15 protein-coding genes are annotated in these 20915 nt (G+C 73.8%); 9 read left to right on the forward strand and 6 right to left on the reverse strand.

Annotated features, from left to right (window positions below; translation table 11 throughout):
• Positions 1-5 precede the first annotated feature (5 nt).
• A complete protein-coding gene (locus tag Cco03nite_RS01500; protein ID WP_203688075.1) occupies positions 6-5276 on the forward strand; it encodes an NACHT domain-containing protein in 5271 nt (1756 codons plus the stop codon).
• Between the two features lie 72 nt (positions 5277-5348).
• Here Cco03nite_RS01500 and Cco03nite_RS01505 read toward each other — a convergent pair whose 3' ends face one another.
• The gene (locus Cco03nite_RS01505; RefSeq protein WP_203688076.1) at positions 5349-5633 is read right to left on the reverse strand and encodes a hypothetical protein; all 285 of its coding nucleotides are present in this window, start codon (positions 5631-5633) and stop codon (positions 5349-5351) included.
• A gap of 267 nt (positions 5634-5900) precedes the next feature.
• On the opposite strand from Cco03nite_RS01505, the gene Cco03nite_RS01510 reads away from it, so the two are divergent.
• The 3 genes from Cco03nite_RS01510 to Cco03nite_RS01520 are packed head-to-tail and all read left to right on the forward strand — an operon-like array spanning position 5901 to position 10372.
• A complete protein-coding gene (locus Cco03nite_RS01510) occupies positions 5901-8549 on the forward strand; it encodes a tetratricopeptide repeat protein (RefSeq protein ID WP_203688077.1) in 2649 nt (882 codons plus the stop codon).
• Positions 8550-8588: 39 nt separating this feature from the next.
• Positions 8589-9713, forward strand: coding sequence for a sensor histidine kinase (locus Cco03nite_RS01515; RefSeq protein WP_203688078.1), 1125 nt, complete (start codon positions 8589-8591; stop codon positions 9711-9713).
• On the forward strand, positions 9710-10372 hold the full coding sequence (locus Cco03nite_RS01520; protein WP_203688079.1) for a response regulator: 663 nt from the start codon (positions 9710-9712) through the stop codon (positions 10370-10372). Before Cco03nite_RS01515 ends, Cco03nite_RS01520 begins: the two co-directional genes overlap by 4 nt.
• Positions 10373-10404: 32 nt before the next feature.
• On the opposite strand, the gene Cco03nite_RS01525 is transcribed toward Cco03nite_RS01520, so the two are convergent.
• Complete coding sequence (locus Cco03nite_RS01525) at positions 10405-10749, reverse strand: hypothetical protein (protein ID WP_203688080.1); 345 nt, start codon at positions 10747-10749, stop codon at positions 10405-10407.
• 107 nt (positions 10750-10856) lie between these two features.
• Between Cco03nite_RS01525 and Cco03nite_RS01530 the strand changes: the two genes are divergently transcribed.
• Entirely contained in the window at positions 10857-11279 is a 423-nt protein-coding gene (locus tag Cco03nite_RS01530) for a hypothetical protein (protein ID WP_203688081.1), read from the forward strand.
• Between the two features lie 61 nt (positions 11280-11340).
• Here Cco03nite_RS01530 and Cco03nite_RS01535 read toward each other — a convergent pair whose 3' ends face one another.
• From Cco03nite_RS01535 to Cco03nite_RS01550, 4 genes are all read right to left on the reverse strand, one after another.
• Positions 11341-13377, reverse strand: coding sequence for a beta-galactosidase (locus Cco03nite_RS01535; RefSeq protein WP_203688082.1), 2037 nt, complete (start codon positions 13375-13377; stop codon positions 11341-11343).
• Between the two features lie 127 nt (positions 13378-13504).
• Positions 13505-14845: an extracellular solute-binding protein gene (locus tag Cco03nite_RS01540; RefSeq protein WP_203688083.1), complete on the reverse strand. Its 1341-nt coding sequence runs from the start codon at positions 14843-14845 to the stop codon at positions 13505-13507.
• Positions 14846-14899: 54 nt separating this feature from the next.
• Positions 14900-15814 (reverse strand): carbohydrate ABC transporter permease, encoded by a 915-nt coding sequence (locus Cco03nite_RS01545; RefSeq protein WP_203688084.1) that lies wholly within the window; start codon positions 15812-15814, stop codon positions 14900-14902.
• Between the two features lie 2 nt (positions 15815-15816).
• A complete protein-coding gene (locus Cco03nite_RS01550; protein ID WP_203688085.1) occupies positions 15817-16743 on the reverse strand; it encodes a carbohydrate ABC transporter permease in 927 nt (308 codons plus the stop codon).
• 248 nt (positions 16744-16991) lie between these two features.
• Between Cco03nite_RS01550 and Cco03nite_RS01555 the strand changes: the two genes are divergently transcribed.
• From Cco03nite_RS01555 to Cco03nite_RS01570, 4 genes are all read left to right on the forward strand, one after another.
• On the forward strand, positions 16992-18014 hold the full coding sequence (locus tag Cco03nite_RS01555; protein ID WP_239167033.1) for a LacI family DNA-binding transcriptional regulator: 1023 nt from the start codon (positions 16992-16994) through the stop codon (positions 18012-18014).
• Between the two features lie 178 nt (positions 18015-18192).
• Complete coding sequence (locus Cco03nite_RS01560; protein ID WP_203688086.1) at positions 18193-19065, forward strand: alpha/beta hydrolase family protein; 873 nt, start codon at positions 18193-18195, stop codon at positions 19063-19065.
• A 97-nt stretch (positions 19066-19162) separates the two neighbouring features.
• Positions 19163-20047: an exodeoxyribonuclease III gene (locus tag Cco03nite_RS01565; protein ID WP_203688087.1), complete on the forward strand. Its 885-nt coding sequence runs from the start codon at positions 19163-19165 to the stop codon at positions 20045-20047.
• Positions 20044-20913: a DUF72 domain-containing protein gene (locus Cco03nite_RS01570; protein WP_506272203.1), complete on the forward strand. Its 870-nt coding sequence runs from the start codon at positions 20044-20046 to the stop codon at positions 20911-20913. The genes Cco03nite_RS01565 and Cco03nite_RS01570 overlap by 4 nt, the downstream gene beginning before the upstream one ends.
• Positions 20914-20915 lie beyond the last annotated feature (2 nt).

The following is a 20915-nucleotide window of genomic DNA, read 5'->3' on the forward strand; positions in this document are numbered from 1 at the left end:
GTCCGGTGGCGCGGCGGTACTTCATCGGCGCGGCGACGACCGTGTACGCCCCGGCGACCGAGCTGGTGGACCTGCCCGAACTCGTCGACGAGCTGCGCCGGGCCACCGAGCTGTTCACCGGCCTGGGCTACGAGGTGGTGCCGGACTTCGGCACGGACCTGAGCGCGGTCGCGTTCACCGGCCGGCTGCGCGCCTTCCTGCGCAGTCCCGAGCGCCTGCCCGACGACATGATCGCGGTGTACTACACGGGGCACGGCGAGGTGGCCGGGTCCGGGACGGAGCTGCTGCTGCCGATGGCCGACGCGACGGCCGACCGCTCGTACAGCTTCCTGCACGCCGGGGACCTGACCGGACGCCTGCTCGACAGCTACGCGCCCGGCGAGATGGTCGGCCAGCGGCTGCTGTTCGTGCTGGACACCTGCTACGCGGGCGCGGCCGGTGGCACACTGGCCGCCGGGGCGGTGGGCTTCGTCGACCGGCTGCGCCGCACGGCCAGCGGGCCCGCCGTCGCGGTGATCGTGGCGGCCCGCGACTACCAGCAGGCCGGGGTCGGCACGTTCACCCAGGCGCTGGCGCGCGCCGTGCAGGAACGGGCGATCGCCGGCCACGAGGTGCCGTTCCTGCCGCTGGAGCCGCTGATCACGCAGGTGAACGCGGAGATGGCCGAGGCCGCGGCGGGCGCGGCCGTCAGCCAGCACGCCCGCCTGCTCTACTTCGGCGAGCGGGCCGGGGAGTTCTTCCCGAACCGGCTGTACAGCCAGTGGTACGCCGACCTCGACGTGCGCACCCGGGACCTGCGGCTGCAGCAGGACGCGCGGCGGGCCGAACGGGAGCGCAGCGAGCGCATCGGGCAGGGCCTCGACCCGGCGTCCGAGCGCGACGACCTGTGGCTGTTCACCGGGCGGCACGCCGCCCTGCGCCGCGCCTCGGCCTGGCTGGCCGAAGCCGCGGGGCACCCGCCGCCACCGACCCTGGTGATCACCGGCGATCCGGGTTCGGGCAAGTCCGCGCTGCTGGCCCGGCTGGACACGCTGGCCGACCCGGGCCGCAGCGCCCGCGTGCCCGACGTGCACCTGCTGCCCCCGGACACCATCCCGCCGCGGGAGTCGATCAGCCGGTTCATCCACGCCCGCGGCCTGACCCCGGTGGCGCTGCTCGCCGGGCTGGCCGAGGCCTGCGGCGTCGACGACATCGCCGCGATCGACTCGCCGGGCAAGCTCGTCGCGCAGCTGCGCAGCCGGACCGCGCCGGTCACGGTCGTCATCGACGGCGTCGACGAGGCGGCCGGCGAGGCCGGCGACACCACGGTCACCGGCCTCGCGATGGTCAAGCAGGTGCTGGCCCCGCTGGTACGCGCCGCGCACCGCACGCCGCTGCGGCTGCTGATCGGCACCCGCCGGCACCTGATCGGCCCGCTCGGCAAGCCGGTCGAAGTCGTCAACCTCGACCGGGCCCGCTACGCCGACCAGCCCAGCCTGCACGCGTACGTGCGCTCGTGCCTGATCGAGCTGGTCGAGACGTCGCCCTACCGCAGGCAGCGGCCCGAGTACCTGGCCGCGGTCGTCGACGCCGTCGCCGCAGCCGCCGGTGACTCGTTCCTCGTCGCCCTGATCACCGCCCGCAGCCTCGCCCTGCAGGACGAGCCGGTGGCCGACCCGTACGACCCGGTCTGGCGGGCCTCGCTGCCGCGGGAGGCCGCCGGAGCGATGAGCCGCGACCTCGACGAACGGCTGGGCGCGGACGCGGCCCGAGCCCGGGACCTGCTGCTGCCGCTGGCCTACGCGCAGGCGTCCGGGCTGCCGTGGGAGGATCTGTGGCCGCGCCTGGTGACCCGGCTGACCGGCCGCCCGTGCGGCAACCGCGACCTGGACTGGCTGGTCGAGAACGCCGGCTACTACATCATCGAGTCGCGCCTGGCCAACAGCTCCGTGTACCGCCTCTACCACGCGGCGCTGGCCGAGCACCTGCTCGCCGAGCGCCGGGCCGGCCACGGCGCGGTCCCCCACGACCTGCCCGACGACGGCGACGCCAGGGCCGACGCCGCGGCGATCACCCGGGCCGACCACCGGGCGATCTTCGACATGCTCGTCGACCGGGTGCCGCGGCGGCTCGACGGCACCCGGGACTGGGCGATGGCCCATCCGTACACCGCGGCCGCCATCACCGGCCACGCCGTGCAGGCCGACTGCCTCGACATGCTGCTGGCCGAGCCCCGGCTGCTCACCGACACCCCGGCCGAGCCGCTGCTGACCGCGCTGCACCGGGTCCGCACCCCGCAGGCGTGGGCGACCGCGGACGCGTACCGGCGCGCGATCGGCCGCATGCAGGCCCACCCGGCCGAGCGGGCCGCCTACCTGCAGCTCGCCGCCCGGTGCGCGCGAGCCCCGCACCTGGCCGACGACATCACCGCCAGCGGCCTGCCGCTGCCCTGGACCGCGCACTGGGCGTCCTGGCGTATGCACCCGCCGCACCAGACGCTGACCTGGCACCGCGGCCCGGTCACCGCCGTCGCGCTCGGCGAGGTCGCCGGCCGGGCGGTCGTCGCGTCGGCCAGCGGCGACCGCAGGCTTCGGCTGTGGAACGCCGCGACGGGGCGGCCGCTCGGCGAGCCGCTGGCCGGCCACACCGACTGGGTCACCTCGGTCGTGTTCGGACAGGTCGACGATCAGACGGTCGTGGTGTCCGGTGGCCGGGACGGCACCGTGCGGCGCTGGGACGCGACGACGGGCCGCCCCCTGCCCGGACGGCCCAACCGCCACCGCGGGCCGGTGCGCACGGTCGCGTTCGGACGGCTCGACGGCCGCGCCGTCGTCGTGTCCGGGGGCGAGGACGACGGTGTCATGGTGTGGGACGCGGCCACCGGACAGGTCGTCGCCGGGCCGCTGGCCGGGCACGCCGGCGGGGTCTACGCCGTGGCGGTCGGGGACGTGCGCGGGCAGGGCGTCGTGGCGACGGCCGGCGCCGACGGCCTGGTGCGGCTGTGGGAGGCGAGCACCGGCAGCCTGTTCGACGTGCCGTACGGCGGCCACACCGGCCGGGTGAAGGCCGTCGCGTTCGGACGGCTCGGCGACGACACGATCGTGATCTCCGGCGGTGAGGACCGGACGGTGCAGGTGTGGTCGGCCGAGACCGGACGGCTCGTCGCGGACGTCTACACCGGGCACACCGACCACGTCAACGCCGTCGCGTTCGGCCGCCGCGGCTCCCAGCCGGTCGTCGTGTCCGGCAGCAGCGACCAGACCGTGCAGGTGTCCGACGTGGTCACCGGACGCCAGATCGGGGTCCGGCTCACCGGCCACACCGACTGGGTGTCGTCGGTGGCGTTCGGCGTCCGCGACGGCCGGCCCGTGATCGTTTCGGGCAGCGAGGACGAGACGGTGCGCCTGTGGGACGCGGTGTCCGGCGAGCCGGTCGGCGAGCCCTTCACCGGCCACACCGGCACGGTCGACGCGGTGGCGTTCGGTGACCTGGCCGGGCAGCCGGTCGTCGTCTCCGGCGGCGGCGACCGCGCGGTGCGGCTGTGGGACGCCGCGTCCGGCCAGCCGGTCGGCGAGCCGATCACCGGCCACACCGGCGCGGTCACCGCGGTGGCGTACGGGACCGTCGGCGGGCAGCCCGCGGTCGCCTCGGGCGACGACGAGACGGTGCGCGTGTGGCACGCCGTGTCCAGGCGGGCGGCCGGCGATCCGATCACCGGCGCCGGCCCGGTCCGCTCGGTGGCCCTGGGCAGCGTCGACGGCCGGGCCGTGGTGGCCGCCGCAGGCCCGGACGAGACGGTACGGCTGTGGGACGCCGCGTCCGGGCGGGCGGCGGGACCGCCGCTGACCGGGCACACGGGGGCGGTGAACGCGGTGGCCTTCGGCGAACTCGACGGGGCGGCCGTCGTCGCCTCCGGCGGCGACGACCACACGGTGCGGCTGTGGGACGCCGCGTCCGGCCAGCCGGTCGGTGAGCCGATCACCGGCCACACCGGCGCGGTCACCGCGGTGGCGTTCGGGACCGTCGACGGGCTGCCCGCGGTGGCCTCCGGCAGCGACGACGAGACGGTGCGCGTGTGGTACGCCGACTCCGGCGAGCCGGTCGGCGAACCCGTCACGGGGGCCGGGGCGATCCGGTCGGTGGCGTTCGGGCAGCTCGGCCGGCAGCCGATCGTCGTCGCCGGGGGCGCGGGCGCGCAGGTGCGGGTCAGCGACGCGGTCACCGGGGAGGCGGTCAGCGCGCTGTACGCGACGCCCGGCGGGGTGCGTTCGGTGGCGTTCGGGCGGCTCGGCCGCCAGCCGATCGTCGTCGCGGGCGGCGCGGACCGCGCGCTGCGCGCCTGGGACGCGGCCACCGGGCAGGTCGTCGCGGCCCCGTTCGCCGGGCACCTGAGCCCGGTCACCGCGATCGCGTTCGGCCGCCTCGACCGGGCCCTGGTCGTCGCGTCGGGCAGCACTGACCACACGGTGCGGCTGTGGGACGCGGCCTCCGGCCGGCCGCTGGCCGCCCCGCTCACCGGCCACACCGACGGCGTGCGCTCGGTCGCGTTCGGGCAGGTCAACGGCCGGACCGTGGTCGTCTCCGCCAGCGACGACCGCACCGTGCGGATCTGGGACGCCGGCACCGGCCGCCCCGTCGGCGAGCCGTTCACGGGCCACCGCAGCTCGGTGAACGCGGTCGTGTTCGGGCGGCTGGACGGGCATCCGGTGATCGTGTCCGGCAGCAACGACCACAAGGTGCAGATCTGGGACGCGGCCACCGGCAAGCTGCGCTGCCCGCCCGTCGACGCCCACCACGGCTACGTCAGCGCGGTCGCCTTCGCGTCGCTGCGCGGCCGCCCGATCGTGGTGTCGGGCGGCTACGACCACGTCGTACGGCTGTGGGACGCCCGCACCGGGGAGCCGGTCGGGGAGCCGTTCACGGGGCACGCCGCCGACGTCAACGCCGTCGCGGTGGGCGAGTCCGGGGACCGGCTGCTGGTGGTGTCGGCGGGACGGGACGGCACCGTGCGGACCTGGGACGCGACCACGGGCGAGCCGGTCGGCCCGACGTTCACCGGCCACGAGGGCTGGGTGCACGCGGCCGCGATCGACCGGCGCGGTGACCGTACGGTGGTGGTCAGCGGCGGAGCCGACCAGACGCTGTGGGTGCGGCCCGCACCGGGCGAGACCGGTGACCGGCCGCTCGGCGGCACCCGGATCCGGCTCAACGCGACGGTGCACTGCGTCGCCGTACGCGACGCGTCCCACCTGGTCGTCGGCACCGAACTCGGCATCGTGAGCCTGCAACTGCCGTGATGCGGCGCCGCCGGACAGCCGCGCCGGGGCACGGGCCCTCGCCGCCCCGAGGGCCCGTCCCGTCCCCCGGGTTCAGGCGGCGGCGCTCTTTCGCCGCTTGCGCTCGTCGCGCAGGATCTGCTTGGCCTCCTGCCGGCTGAGACCGAGTTCGGCCAGCAACTGCTTCTGCGGGATGAGCAGCAGCGCGCCGATGCCGACACCGACCGCCGTGCCGCATGCCGGCGAGATCATCAGATTGTTGGCGATGAGCAGGGCCAGTACCCCGATCATGGCGAAGCAGAAGACCCAGACCGAGATCTTCAGGTTGCGGTGGGAACGGACCAGCCGGTCGAGGTCCTGCGGACTCAGCTTGCGCATGGTCACCGATGCCTTCCACTCGTGGGCGTGCCTGGCGTGCGCCGCGGCGGGACACGCCCGGCGCGCCGACGCTAGCCGCACGCCACCGCCGCCCTGCCGGACAGCTCGCTCACCGCACCGCCGTACGGCCAGCTCAGCGCAGGTAGGCAACGGCTGCGCCCGCTCCCCGGTGCGGGCCGGTCCGGTGACCGGCGCGGGCCGACCGTCCACATCGGCGCATCCTAGAATCAGATCGTCGACGGACCGGGGAGGGGGTCGCGGGCCACGATGGCGGAGCGTTCGCACGATCAGGACTCCGTGCCCCGGATCGCGTTCACGGCCGCGCTGGCGCAGCTGCGCCGCCGCCTGCCCGACGTGTCCGATGAGGTGCTGGCCCGCCGGGCGAGCGGGATCGCGCTGCCGTCGGGGCGGCGGATCGCCGTCAACGCCCGCCGGATCGGCGAGTGGATCAACGGCCGGTCGGTGCCCCGCGACTTCGAGCAGGTGCACGCGCTCGTGCAGGCCGTGGAGACGGCCGCGGGCGGCTCGGCGACGGGCCAGTCGCTGCAGCGCTGGCGGCAGCTGTGGCGGGCCGCGCACGAGCAGCAGCGCGCTCCGGCGCGCACCGCACCGGCCGCCGAGCCCGTGGCGGAGCTGGTCGTCGGCCGCCCGCCCAGCGACGCCGCCTCGCTGCGCGAGCGCCCGGAGCTGGCCGCGGCCATCGACGGCGCGCTGCGCGACGACGCGGTCCGCCAGGTGCTGCTGACCGGGCCGGGCGGGTCAGGCAAGTCGCAGCTCGCGGCGGCGGCGTTCCACCGGGCGCGCGGCAGCGGGGGCCTGTTCGCCTGGGTGTCGGCGTCGTCGCGGCAGTCGCTGCTGGCCGGCTATGCCCGGGTCTGGCGTGCCGTCTCCGGCGGTGCCCTGGACCGGCCCGCCGCCGCCGGGCGCGCGGCGCACCCGGACGGCTACGGCCACGACGAGGAGACGCAGGCCGACCTGCTGGTGGCGTGGCTGCGCACGACGCCGCAGCCGTGGCTGGTCGTGCTCGACGACGCCGACGACCCGGCCGACCTGGACGGGCTGTGGCCGATCGGCGAGCACGGGCGCAGCATCGTGACGACCCGCCGCCGCGACGCGATGGTGCTGCGGCCGGCGGCCCGGGTCGTGCGGGTGGGCATGTTCACCGGCCCGGAATCGGTGGACTACCTGCGCAACCGGCTGTCGCTGGATCCGGCGGCGGGGCACGGCGCGCCGCCGCCGGACGGAGAGCTGGCCGGGCTGGCGGCGGCGCTGGGGCACTTCCCGCTGGCGCTGTCGCAGGCCGCGGCGTTCCTCATCGACACCGGCACGGGTGTGGCGGCATACCGGCGGCTGCTCGACGACGAGCGCGAGCGGCTGGCCGACCTGTTCCCGCCGTCCTCCCCCGCCGACGGCCACGACCGCACGGTGGCCAGCACCTGGCAGCTGGCGGCGCAGCGGGCCGCCGCGCTGGCCAAGCCGGGCACGGCGCAGCGGCTGCTGGAGCTGGTGTCGCTGCTGGCCCCGGAGGGGGTGCCGCAGGAGCTGCTGCTGACGGGCGCGGCCCGGGCCAGGATCGGCGCGGACCGGCGCGAGGCGCTGGCGGCGCTGCGGGCGCTGCACCGGCTGAGCCTGCTCACCCACGACACGGCGACGGTGGCGATGCACGCGCTGGTGCAGCGTGCGGTGCGGGAGTCCGTCCCGGACGCCGAACTGCCCGGACTGGCCCGCGCCGCCGCGGACGCGCTGGACGAGGCGTGGGCGGCCCCGGATACCGGCCTGCCGGTGGCCGCCCTGTACGACAGCCTGCTGGCGCTGCGCCGGGCGGCCGGTGAGCAGCTGTGGCACGGCGGCATGCACCCGGTGCTGCGGCGGCTCGGCGAGCACCTGATGGCGGTGGGCCGCACCGCCGCGGCCCGCGACGACGTGGAGGGCCTGCTCCAGCAGGCTCGCGCGCGGCTCGGCGACGGGCACCGCGACGTGATCTTCCTGGCGGCGCAGCGTGCCCAGGCCGTCGGCGAGCTCGGCGACCCCGCCGCGGCGCACACGGAGCTGACCCGGCTGCGGGGCGAGGCCGAGCGGCTGCTGGGCGCCGACGACCCGGACACGCTGTGGATCCGGCTGCACGAAGGGCTCCAGCCGTTCGAGCTCGGCGCGCCCGCCACGACGCTGGCCGACATGGTGCCGCTGCTCGCGCAGGCCACGGCCGTCCTCGGGGACGACCACCCGCTGACCCTGTCGGCGCGGCGGTACGTCGCGCTGTGCCACGGGATGTCGGGCGACCCGGCCCTGGCGCGGGACGGGTTCCGTGCGCTGGCCGACGAGCTGGCGCGGCGGCGCGGCCCGGCGCACCCGGACACCGTCAGCACCCTGTCGGACCTGGGCCGGTGGATCGGCGAGGCCGGGGACGCGGAGCTGGCCGTACGGACGTACCAGCGGGCGGTGGAAGGGCTCGTCGCCGTGCACGGGCCGCTGCACCACGACACGCTGACGGCCCGGCACAACCTGGCCTACTGGCGCGGTCTGGCCGGGCAGCCGGCGGCGGCGGTCGAGGAGTTCGGGGTGGCCACCCAGGACGCCGAGCGGGCGCTGGGACCGCGGCACCCGACGACGCTGACGTTCCGCACCAACCTGGCCTACTGGACCGGCCTGGCCGACGACCCGGCCGCGGGCATGGCGGCGCTGGCCGAGCTGCAGGCGGTCGTCGAGCAGGTGTTCGGGCCCACCCACCCGCGCGCCCTGCGGACCCGGCAGCTGCACGCGCAGCTGCGCCACCGCGGCGGCGACGTGACGGGCGCGGTCGGCGAGCTGACCGCGGTGCTGGCCGACATGCGCGCGGTGCAGACCGACGACCACCTGCGCACCACCGAGGTCGCCCAACTGCTGGCGTCGTGGACGCAGTCGCCCGCGCAGGGCTAGCTCGTTGACCGGTGGCGGTCGACGGGCCACAGTGGAGGCGTGTATCGGGCTCTGCACGCGCTGACCGTGGCCGCGTATCTGACGCTGGTCGCCGGGGTCGCCGTGGCGCAGCCGCCGCCCGGTATGCCGCACGATCCGGTCGCGGCGGTGGTGCTGGGCGTGGTGTACACGGCGACGGCCACGGCCGGTTTCAGCCGGGTGCGCCGAGGGTCGCGGCGCGGCCCGCGGATCGCGTTCGTCGCGGCGCAGCTGCTGCTCGGGTACGCCGTCTTCGTGACCTCGGGTGCGATGGTGGGTGCGATCCTGCTGCTGCTGGTCCTGGTGAGCCAGAGTGTGCTGCTGCTGCCGCCGCGCGGCGCGCTGGTGATCGTCGCCCTGGTCCCGTTCGCGCACACGGGCATGGAGTGGCGGGCGGGGCTCCGGGAAGCGCTGGGCATGCTGGCCGCGGCAGCGTTCGCCGCCGTGCTCACCGGTCTGATCACCCGCGAGCGGCAGGCCCGCCAGGAGCTGACCCTGGCCCACGAGCAGTTGCGCGAGTACGCGCTGCGGGTCGAGCAGCTGGCCGTGGCGCAGGAGCGCAACCGGGTCGCCCGCGACATCCACGACGGGCTCGGCCACTCGCTCACCGTGGTGCAGATGCAGGTGAAGGCCGCGCGGGCGGTGCTGGGCACGGACCCGGACCGGGCCGACGCGGTGCTGGCCAAGGCTCAGGTCCAAGCGGAGGAGGCGCTGGCGGAGGTGCGCCGCTCGGTGGGCGCGATGCGTGAGCCGCGGCCCCGCGCGCCGCTGGCCGACGCGCTGCGTGAACTGGTCGAGCAGTCCTCGGCGTCGGGGGTGCCGACCAGCCTGGACATCGCGGGCCAGGCCCGGCCGCTGCTGGCCGCCGCCCAGGAGTCGCTCTACCGGGCCGCGCAGGAGGGCCTGACCAACGTGCGCAAGCACGCCGGGGCGACCCGGGCCGCGCTGGTCCTCGACTACACCCGCCCGGCCGCCGTGCGGCTGGAGGTCCGCGACGACGGCGGCGGCCTGGCCGCCGACCCGGCCGAGCTGCCCGGCTACGGCCTGCTCGGGGTACGCGAACGGGCCGCGCACGCGGGCGGCCGGATGAGCATCGAGTCCACGCCCGGCGAGGGCGCGACGCTGAGCGTCGAGGTGCCCGGGTGAGCGGCGCGCCGGTGCGGGTGCTGCTCGCCGACGACCAGTCGCTGTTCCGCGAGGCCTTGGCCGTGCTGCTCGGCGTGCGCGACGACATCGTGGTGGTCGGCGAGGCCGGCGACGGCGCGCAGGCCCTGGACCGCGCCGCCGAGCTGCGGCCCGACGTGGTGCTGATGGATCTGCGCATGCCGGTCCTGGACGGGGTCGCGGCCACCCGGCGGATGCGGGTCGAGCACCCGGGCGTACGGGTCATCGTGCTGACGACGTTCGACGACGACGAGGACGTGTTCGCGGCGCTGCGCGCCGGGGCGCTGGGTTACCTGCTCAAGGACGTGTCGTCGGCGCGGCTGGTGGAGGCGGTCCTCGCCGCCGCCCGCGACGAGGCGGTGCTGCAGCCGTCGGTGGCCGCGAAGGTGGTGGCCCGGTTCGCCCGGCTGCCCGCCGAGGAGCCGGCGGCCCGGCCGCAGCCGCTGGTGGTGCCGCTGTCCGAACGGGAACTGGACGTGCTGCGCCTGCTCGCCGACGGCCGGTCCAATCGGGAGATCGCGGCCGCGCTGTTCCTGGCCGAGGGCACGGTGAAGAACCACGTCAGCGGCGTGCTGGTCAAACTCGACGCCCGCGACCGCACCCAGGCGGCACTGCGGGCCCGCTCGCTCGGCCTGCTGTGACCCGAGCCGGCCACCGTCGCGGCCGGCGGCGGTCAGCCCTTGGTGCGCCAGTCGGCGTCGCCGGCACGCCATTCGAGCCACGACAGGTTGACGAACCCGGCGTGCAGGAGGCTGACCAGCCAGGTGGCGGCGACCATCGACGGCGCCCAGCCAGGGGTGTCCGCCGCGGCGATCAGCGCCGCGCCCGTGCCGACGACAGCGGTGTAGACGATGCCGGGCGCCCACCACCAGGCGCGGCGGGCCAGCAGCCCGATCAGCAGGAAGGCCGGTCCGGCCAGGCCGACGAAGGGCAGCACCAGCCACGAACTGTTGAGCAGCCGCCACCACAGCCGCCGCAGGGCGGTCGGGAGGGGCACATTGTCTTGTCCCAGCGACACGGGCGGCAGCGTAGCCGCCACGATCAACAGGGTCCGGTCCGTCCCATGACCCAGACCGTGACTTCCGGCACCTGTGCGCACGACGCGGCCGGTCCAGGATGGCTGTCATGACAACCTCGACCGGTTCGACCGCCCCCGCCGAACAGCCCCCGCGCTCGGCCGCCCGCAAGAACCTGCGCTTCGCCCTGCACTTCGTCGAGATGGTCGTGGCCATGGTCGTCGGGATGGTCGCGCTGGGCCCGCTGTGGTCGCTGGCGTGGCCCGGCCTGGCCGACCTGACCGTCGCGAGCGTGCTGGTCATGGCGACGAACATGACGATCGGCATGGCGCTGTGGATGCGGTTCCGGCGGCACGGCTGGGCGCCCATCGCCGAGATGTCCGCCGCGATGTACGTGCCGTTCCTGGTCCTGCTGGTGCCCTACTGGTTCGGAGCCGTCTCCGGTGAGGCGCTGATGATGGGCGGCCACCTGCTGATGCTGCCCGCGATGCTCGCCGCCATGCTGTGGCGCCATCACGAGTACCGCCATTGAGCACCGCCGGGGACGGGCCGGGACCGCTGGCACGCGGTTCCGGCCCGTCCCCGGTCGACGCTCAGGCCAGCCGCACCACGCGCACACCCCGCGCTGGTAGCGGCAGCTCGCCCTGCGTGCTCCGCGCTCCCAGGAGCGGTTCGCCGGGCAGGTCGGAAACCGTGAGGGGGCGGTCGGTGCGGTTGACGAGGAACGCGAAGCGCTCCGCACCACGGCGGCGCACGGTCAGCTCGACGTCTCCGCGCGACTCCAGGGGCAGCTCACTCGTCACGCCCGCGGCCCTGGCCAGCCCGTCCAGGACTGCCGTGAGACCCCGAGACCCCAGGCGGGTCGACACGTACGCCGCCGAGCCTTCGCCGACGGTGCGGCGGGTGACGGCCGGGTGGCCGGCGTGCTCGCCGGTCGTGTAGCACGACAGCACGGCGACGTCCGGGCCGGTGACCTGGACGCGTTCGGTCCACAGGGTCGCGGACAGGCCGTCGTCCAGCGTCACGGTCTCGTGGTCCAGCAGGGGCGCGAACTCCTCGACGCGTACGCCGAGCAGGTCGCGCAGCGCGCCCGGGTGGCCGCCGAGCCAGACGTGGTCGTGCTCGTCGACGATGCCGGAGAAGTACGTCGTGACCAGGTGACCGCCGGCTTCGGCGTACCCCCGCAGGTCCTTGGCGACCGCCTCGGTGACCATGTGCAGCATCGGCGCGACGACCAGGGAGTAGCCGTCGAGCGGCGTGCCCAGCGGCACGACGTCGGCGCGGATGCCGAGGTTCAGGCACGCGGTGTACCAGTCCAGGGCCTCCTGCCGGTAGCGCAGGCGGTCGGTGGGGTGCGAGTCGGCCTCGGCGGCCCACCACGACTCCCAGTGGAAGAGGATCGCGGCGGGGGCCTGCTCGCGGCTCGCGCCGGCGACGGGGGCGAGGTCGCGCAGGGTCGCGCCGAGGGCGGCGGCGGACCGGAACACGTCGCTGTCGGCGCCGGCGTGCGGGACCATCGCCGAGTGGTACTTCTCCGCGCCCGCCGCGGACTGCCGCCACTGGAAGAAGCACACCGCGTCGGCGCCGTGCGCGACGTGCGTCAGCGAGTCGCGGGCCAGCTCACCGGCCTTCTTGGCGACGTTGACCGGCTGCCAGTTGACGGCGCTGGTGGAGTGCTCCATGAGGAACCACGGCCGCCCGCCGGCGATGTTGCCGGTCAGGTTGGCCGAGAAGGACAGCTCGTCGAACGCCTGCGGGCCGGGCTCGACGTAGTGGTCGTTGGACACGAAGTCGACGTCGGCCGCCCAGGCGGCGTAGTCCATGCCCTTGGTGCCGCCCATGACCATGAAGTTGGTGGTGACGGGCACGTCCGGGGTGTGCCGGTGCAGGATGTCGCGTTCGGCCCGCAGGTATCGCCGCAGCGCGTCGGAGGAGAAACGCTTGAAGTCCAGCTGCTGGGTCGGGTTGGGGTGGGTGGCGGCCAGGCGCGGCGGCAGGATCTGCGCCCAGTCGCTGTACTCCTGCGACCAGAACGCGGTGCCCCAGGCGTGGTTGAGCGCGTCCAGCGTGGTGTATCGCGCCTGGAGCCAGTCGCGGAAGGCGCGGGCCGCGTCGTCGGAGTAGTCGTAGACGTTGTGGCAGCCCAGCTCGTTGGACACGTGCCAGGCGGTGAGCGCCGGGTGCCCGGCGTAGCGGGCGGCCATCTTCTCGACCAGGGCCAGGGCGTGCTCGCGGAAGACCGGCGAGGTGGGCCGCCAGTGCTGGCGGCCGCCCGGCCAGATCGTCTCGCCGCGGGCGTTGACCGGCAGGATCTCGGGGTGCTTGGCGGTCAGCCACGGCGGCGGGGAGGCGGTGGCGGTGGCCAGGTCCACGGCGATGCCGTTGTCGTAGAGCAGGCCCATGACCTCGTCGAGCCAGTCGAAGCGCCAGGCGTTCTCGGCGGGCTGCAGCTTCGCCCAGGAGAAGATGCCGAGCGAGACGATGTTGACGCCGGCCTCGCGCATGAGGCGTACGTCGTCGCGCCACACCTCGCGGGGCCACTGCTCGGGGTTGTAGTCGGCGCCGTAGGCCAGGCCGGGCGCCACGTTGTCGGGCCGGCGCAGCCACTGCGGGCGGGCGGGGTGGGTCACGGGGAGCTCCTTGCAAGGGGTTGTGCGGTAGGGCCAGGGCCGCGCCGCGGACGGTCGGGGTGTTCCGCCCGCGGCGCGGGGTACGTAGCGGACGGATTCGTGGTCCGCCCGCGACGCGGGGCTGCGGTCAGCCGACCGTGAAGCCCTGGTCCTTGCCGTACTTCGCGGACGCCTCCTGCCAGGCCTTGAGGCCGTCGGTCAGCGGCTTGTCCGTCACGTACGCCTGTCCGACGGTGTCGTTGAAGATGCTGTTGGCGTACACCTGGAAGGGCAGGTACGACCAGCCGGGCACGACGTCGGCGGCCGACTTCGCGAACACCTCGTTGGCCTTCTGCCCGCCGAAGTACGGGAACTCCTTGCCGAGGAACTCGGCGGACTTGAGCTCGGCGGTGGTGGCCGGGAACGCCCCGTTGTCGACGCGGATCTTCACGCCCTCGCCGGCGGTGGCGTACTTGAGGAACGCGTAGCCGAGGGCGTTGTTCGCGCCGGCCTTCGGGATGGCCAGCGAGCTGCCGCCGTTCTCGGCCGCGGCGTTGGCGCCGGCGGTCCACTGCGGCATGGGCGCGACGCGCCACTTGCCCTTCGCTCCGGGCACGCCGGACTCCAGGTTGGCGGGCATCCACGCGCCGATGACCAGGGTGGCGATGCTGCCGTCGCCGAGGCCCTTGTACCAGCCGTCGCTCCACGAGCCGACCGGGGCGAGCAGCTTGTCGCTGATGAGCTTCTGCCAGGTGCCGGCGAACTTGGCGGAGCCCTCGTCGGCGAGGTTGATCTTCACGTTGGTGCCGTCGACGGCGAACGGCTTGCCGCCGGCCTGCCAGATCAGGCTGGTGGTGAAGCCGGCGTCGCCGGTGTCGTTGGTGATGTAGGCCTTCGGGTCGGCGGCGTGCAGCTTCTTGGCGGCCGCGGCGTACTCGTCCCAGGTGGTCGGCACCGCGATCTGGTGCTTGTCGAAGACCTCCTTGTTGTAGAACAGCGCCATCGGGCCGGAGTCCATCGGCAGGCCGAACGTGCCGCCGCCGGTCTTGACCGACGACCACGGGCCGGGGGTGAAGGTGCCGTCGAGCTCGCCCGCGCCGAACGCGGCCAGGTCGGTCAGCGACTTGCCCAGGGCGAACTGGGGCAGCGCGTAGTACTCGACCTGCGCGACGTCCGGCACGCCGGAGCCGGCCGCGATCGCGTTCTGCAGCGCGGTGTACTGGTCGTTGCCGGTGCCCGCGTTGACCAGGTTGACCTTGACCTTGGGGTACTTGGCCTCGAACGAGGTGACGACCTGCTTGAGGGTCGGCTCCCAGGCCCAGACGGTGATCGAGCCGCCCTTGTCGAGCGCGGCCTGTACCTGGTCGGCGGTGACCGGGGTGGTCGTGTCGCCGCCGTCGTCGGAGCCGCAGGCCGCGAGCGCCGCGGTCGTGATCGCGGCGGTGGCGAGCGCCGCGGTGCGCAGGAACGCGCGTCGGTTGGTGAACATCGGTGTCCTCTCAAACGGGGTGTGGCGCATTTCGTGAGCGGTGAGGTCGGTGGGTCAGTCCTTGACGCCGCCGGCGGCGAGGCCGGACTGCCAGTAGCGCTGCAGGAACAGGAAGGCGGCCAGCAGCGGCAGGATGGTCAGCAGCGAGCCGGTGATGACCAGGTGGAAGATGGCCTGCCCGCCGGCGGTGGCGGCCTGGTCGTTCCAGGCGTTGAGGCCCAGGGTCAGCGGGTACCAGTCCGGGTCCTTGAGCATGATCAGCGGCAGGAAGTAGTTGTTCCAGGTCGCGACCATGGTGAACAGCGCCACCGTGACGATGCCGGGGGCGAGCAGCGGCATGCAGATGCGGATGAAGGTGCGCAGCTCGCCCGCGCCGTCCACGCGCGCGGCCTCCAGCAGCTCGCCGGGGATGGCGCTGGCCGCGAAGGTCCACATCAGGTAGAGGCCGAACGGCGAGATCAGCGACGGGATGATCACCGCCCAGGGGGTGTTGGTCAGCCCGAGTTTGGAGAACATGAGGAACGTGGGCACGGCCAGGGCGGTGCCGGGCACGGCGACCGCGCCGATGACGACGGCGAACACGCCGCGCTTGCCGGGGAAGTCGAACTTCGCCAGGGCGTATCCGCCCAGCGTCGCCAGCGCGGTCGCGCCGCCCGCCCCCAGCACCACGTAGAGCAGGGTGTTGAGCAGCCACCGGACGAAGACGCCGTCGTCGTAGGCGAGCGTGGCGCGGATGTTGTCGAACAGGGCGAAGTCGTCGTCGAACCACAGCCCGAACGAGCTGAACAGGCCCTCCTGCGTCTTGCTGGCGTTGATGAGCAGCCACACCAGCGGCACCAGGCTGTAGATCAGCATGATGGCGGTGAGCGCGGTCAGCAGCGGGCTGCGCCGCTGTTCCTTGCGGCGTACGCGGCCGCGGGCGGGTGCCGTCGGCGCGGCGGCGGTGACGGGGGTGGTCTGCGTCGTCATGGCTACCTGTCCTTCCGCGTGCCACGCAGCTGGACGGCGTAGGCGACGATCATGGTGAGCACGCCCATGACGATCGCGACGGTCGCGGAGTAGTTGTACTGCTGGCCGGAGAACGACAGCGAGTACGCGTACATGTTCGGGGTGAAGTACGTGGTGATCGCGTTGGGCGCGAGGCTCTGCAGGATGCTGGGCTCGTTGAAGAGCTGGAAGCTGCCGATGATCGAGAAGATGGTGGCGATGAGCAGCGCACCCTTGATCGCCGGGATCTTGATCGACCGGATGACCTGGAGCTGGCTCGCGCCGTCGAGTTCGGCGGCCTCGTACAGCGACTTCGGCACGACCTGCAGCGCGCTGTAGAAGATCAGCATGTTGTAGCCGACGAACTCCCAGGTGACGATGTTGCCGATGGAGGCGAGCACCAGGTCCGGGGAGAGCGGGTCGGGCAGCATCACGCCGAGCGCGTCGTTGATGTTGCCGATCAGGCCGAACCGGGAGCCGTACATGAAGCCCCACATCAGCGTCGCCACCACGGCGGGCACGGCGTACGGCATGAACACCGCGACGCGGAAGAACGCCTTGCCGTAGAGCCGGCCGCTGTCGATGGCCAGGGCGACCAGCAGCGCCAGGAACAGCATGATCGGCACCTGGACGAGCAGGAACAGGGTCACCCGCCAGGTCGCCGACCAGAACTGCGGGTCGGTGAAGGCCTGCTGGTAGTTCTCCAGGCCGACGAAGCTGGTCCCGCCGATCAGCCGGGTGCGGAACACGCTGAGGTAGAGCGCGTAGGCGATGGGCGCGACGAAGACGAACGCGAACACGGCCATGAACGGGCCGACGAACGCCCATCCCGTCCAGGACCGGCGGCGGCGCGGTGGTCTGGGGGCGGCTTGGCCGGTGCGCGAGATGGTCGGCGGGGCAAGCACCGTCATGTCTCCTCCTTCCGGCAGATCCTCAAGAGTGGCTGGTCAGGCCAGATGTTTACGCAAACATAGCGCCGCTGCCGAATCACACCACATCTACACGAATAGGAGTGATTTCGTCACGCTGCGTAATGTTTACGTAAACATCAGCTCGGTGATAGTGTCACCGAGGCCAACGGCCGTCAAGAAGCGGTTTCGGATTCGTTACCCGGAGCACTCGACCGCCCCGGCGGAGCCGCGCGAAGGGAGCACGGGAGATGAGCCGCCCCAAGGCGACCCGGGTGTCGATGGCCGACGTGGCCAAGCTCGCCGGCGTCTCCTCGCAGACCGTCTCCCGCGTGGCCAACGGCCACCCCAGCGTCGTCGGCAGCACCCGCCAGCAGGTCCTCGCCGCGATGAAGGAGCTGCACTACCGCCCCAACAGCGCCGCCCGCGCGCTCAAGAGCGGCCAGTTCCGCACCATCGGCGTGATCCTGTTCACCCTGTCCAGCACCGGCAACAGCCGCACCCTGGAGGCCATCGCCACCCACGCGGCGCTGCAGGGATACGCCATCACGCTCATCCCCGTCGCCGTGCCCACCCAGGACAGCGTGCTCGGCGCGTTCACCCGGCTCGGCGAGCTCGCCGTCGACGGCGTGATCGTGATCATGGAGGTGCACCTGCTCGACGCGGCGACGGTGACCCTACCGCCGAACGTGCAGGTGGTCGTCGTCGACTCCGACGCCGGCGACCGGTATGCCGTCGTCGACACCGACCAGGCCGACGGCGCCCGCCAGGCCGTCGAGCACCTGCTGGAACTGGGCCACCGCACGGTGTGGCACGTCACCGGCCCCGAGGAGTCCTTCGCCGGCGAGCGGCGCACCCAGGCCTGGCGCGACACCCTCACCGCCGCCGGGCGCGAGATCCCGCCGCCGCTGCGCGGCGACTGGTCGGCCGAATCCGGCTACCGGGCCGGGCTCGCCCTGGCCGACGAACCCGGCTGCACCGCCGTCTTCGCGGCCAACGACCAGATGGCCCTCGGCGTGCTGCGCGCCATGCACGAGCGCGGCCGCGCCGTGCCCGCCGACGTCAGCGTCGTCGGCTTCGACGACATCCCCGACGCCACCTCCTTCATCCCGCCGCTGACCACGGTGCACCAGGACTTCGCCGAGGTCGGCCGCCGGTGCGTGGAGGGCATCCTGCGCCAGATCGACAGCGGCGAGACCGGGCCCGGCACCGCGCTGGTCCCCACCCGCCTGCAGGTGCGCAGCAGCACCGCCCCGCCGCCGCCCGGCCGGTGATTCCGCCCATCGCCCGGATTGGCACCAACGCCGGGATGCCACCGGTTCGACCGGTGATTCTGCCGATGCCGGTCCCGTTAACATCGATGAAACTGACTCCACTGCTCGATCGACCAGCTTCCCGTCCCCCGCAGCACCGCTGCTGGGGAGCTGGTTCCTCACCGTCAGGAGTGGAACAGTGCAGCAATCCGTCTCGTCCCCCCGCCGGCGGCTCACCCGCCTGATCGCCACCGCCTTCGTCGCCACCGCTCTCGCCGGCGGAACCGCGCTCGGCGCCGCCGCACCGGCGTACGCCGACGAGATCGGCCAGGCGCCGACCTCGTCGAACATCACCGGCAACGGCAGCTTCTCCGTGTCGACCTACAACATCTCCAGCCTCGTCAGCGGCTTCGGCGGCGGCGTGGCGTACTACCCGAGCACCGCCGGCCGCTACCCGGTCGTCGCCGTGTCCCCGGGCTTCACCGCCCGCTGGTCCAGCATCAGCTGGATCGGGCCGCGCCTGGCCTCCTGGGGCTTCGTCGTGGTCGGCATCGAGACCAACAGCGTCTACGACCAGCCCGCCAGCCGCGGCAGCCAACTGCTCGCCGCGCTGAACTGGGCCGTGAACTCGGCCCCGAGCGCCATCACCTCCCGCGCCGACGGCAGCCGCCGCGGCGTGGCCGGCCACTCCATGGGCGGCGGCGGCACCCTGGAGGCCCTCGCGGCCGACACCACCGGCAACGTCAAGGCCGGCGTGCCGCTCGCGCCGTGGAACTCCGACAAGACCTGGAACAACGTCACCGAGCCCGTGCAGATCATCGGCGGCGAGAACGACTCGGTCGCCGGTGTCAGCTCGCACTCGATCCCGTTCTACAACTCCCTCGGCGGACAGAAGAGCTATGTCGAACTGAACGGCGCCAGCCACTTCTTCCCGCAGACCACCAACGCGACCACCTCGCGGGCGCTGGTCTCCTGGTTCAAGCGCTGGCTCAACCAGGACTCCCGCTTCACGCCGTTCACCTGCGGCTACAGCGGCACGGCGATCTCGGACTTCCGCACCAACGCCTGCTGATCACCACTGAGCGGACGCGGCGGGGCTGGTCCCCGCCGCGTCCGCGTGTGCCGGCACGACCGGCCCGGCCGCCGCCACGGCGTATATCGTGGATCAGATGCGGGTGACGACCTGGAACGTGAACTCGGTGAAGCAGCGGCTGCCCCGGCTGCTGCCCTGGCTGGACCAGCGGCGACCCGACGTGCTCTGCCTGCAGGAGACCAAGCTCGCCGACGCCGCCTTCGCCGAGCTGCTGAGCAAGGAGCTGGCCGACCGCGGCTACGAGTACGCCGCGCACGGCGAGGCGCGCTGGAACGGCGTGGCGATCCTGTCCCGGGTCGGGCTCGACGACGTCGTGACGGGCATCCCCGGCGGCCCCGGCTTCCCCCATCCCGAGGCGCGGGCCGTGTCGGCGACCTGCGGCGGGATCCGCGTGCACTCGGTGTACGTGCCCAACGGCCGCACCCCCGACTCCGACCACTACCAGTACAAACTCACCTGGCTCAAGGCCCTGCGCGACCTCGTCGCCACCGGACCCGACGCCGTGATCGTGGCCGGCGACATCAACATCGCCCCGGCCGACGCCGACGTGTTCGACCCCGAAGCGTTCGTCGGCCAGACCCACGTCACGGCCCCGGAACGGGCAGCCCTGGCCGAACTCCAGGCGGCCGGGCTGCACGACGTCGTACGCGACCACTGGCCCGACAAGCGCGTCTTCTCCTACTGGGACTACCGCGCCGGCATGTTCCACCAGGACCTCGGCATGCGCATCGACCTGGTGCTGGCCGGCACACCGGTCGCCGAACGGGTCAAGGCCGCCTGGGTCGACCGGCACGCCCGCAAAGGCACCGGCCCCAGCGACCACGCCCCCGTCGTCGTCGATCTCGACGAGGCCCCGGACGGCGACATCGGGCCCGTCGTGCCGCCGCCGTCGGCACCGGCCGCCCGGCGCGGCAAGGCCCGTCTGCCCCAGGCCGCGCCGGCCACCCCGGACGACAAGTGAACGGCACGGGCGCCCCTGCCCTGCACGTGGGCTGCGCGATGTGGAGCCTCAAGGCCTGGCAGGGGCGCTTCCTGCCGCATCCGGCCACGGCCGAGGAGCGGCTGCGGGCGTACGCCGGCTGGTGCAACGCGGTCGAAGGCAACACCACCTTCTACGCCACCCCGGCACGGGCCACCGTGGCCACCTGGGCGCAGCAGACCGACCCGGACTTCCGGTTCGTGGCCAAGCTGCCCAAACTGATCACCCACGAACGCCGCCTCATCGGCGCCGACGCCGAGTTGCGCGCCTTCCTGGACGCCGTCGAACCGCTCGGCCCCCGTAACCACGCCGTCTGGCTGCAGCTGCCGAGCTCGTTCGGCCCCTCGGACGTGCCCGTGCTGGCCGCCTTCCTGCGCGGCCTGCCCGCCGGGCACCGGTACGCCGTCGAGGTCCGCCACCGCGCGTTCTTCGACGAGCAGCGCTCGGCGCGGCTGCTCGAGGACGTGCTCACCGCGGCGAACGCCGAATGGGTGCCGTTCGACACCCGCGTGCTCTTCCGGTCCCCGCCGACCAGCGACGCCGAGCGCGAAACGTGGACCAGGAAGCCCCGCATGCCGTACCGCTCGCGCGCGCTCACCGATCAGCCGATCATCCGCTACCTGGGCCGCGACGACACCGCCGCGACCGTCGAGGGCTGGCAGCCGTGGGTCGAGACGGTCACCGGCTGGCTGCGCGAGGGGCGCTCGCCGACCGTGTTCATCCACACCCCCGACAACGCCGACGTGCCCGAGCTGTGCCGCCGCTTCCACGACGAGGTGCGGGCCAGGGTGCCGGAACTGCGTCCGCTGCCCGAGCCCGAGCCGGTCGAGCCGCTGACCCTGTTCTGAGC

This window comes from Catellatospora coxensis, from assembly GCF_016862635.1.
GTDB lineage: Bacteria > Actinomycetota > Actinomycetes > Mycobacteriales > Micromonosporaceae > Catellatospora > Catellatospora coxensis.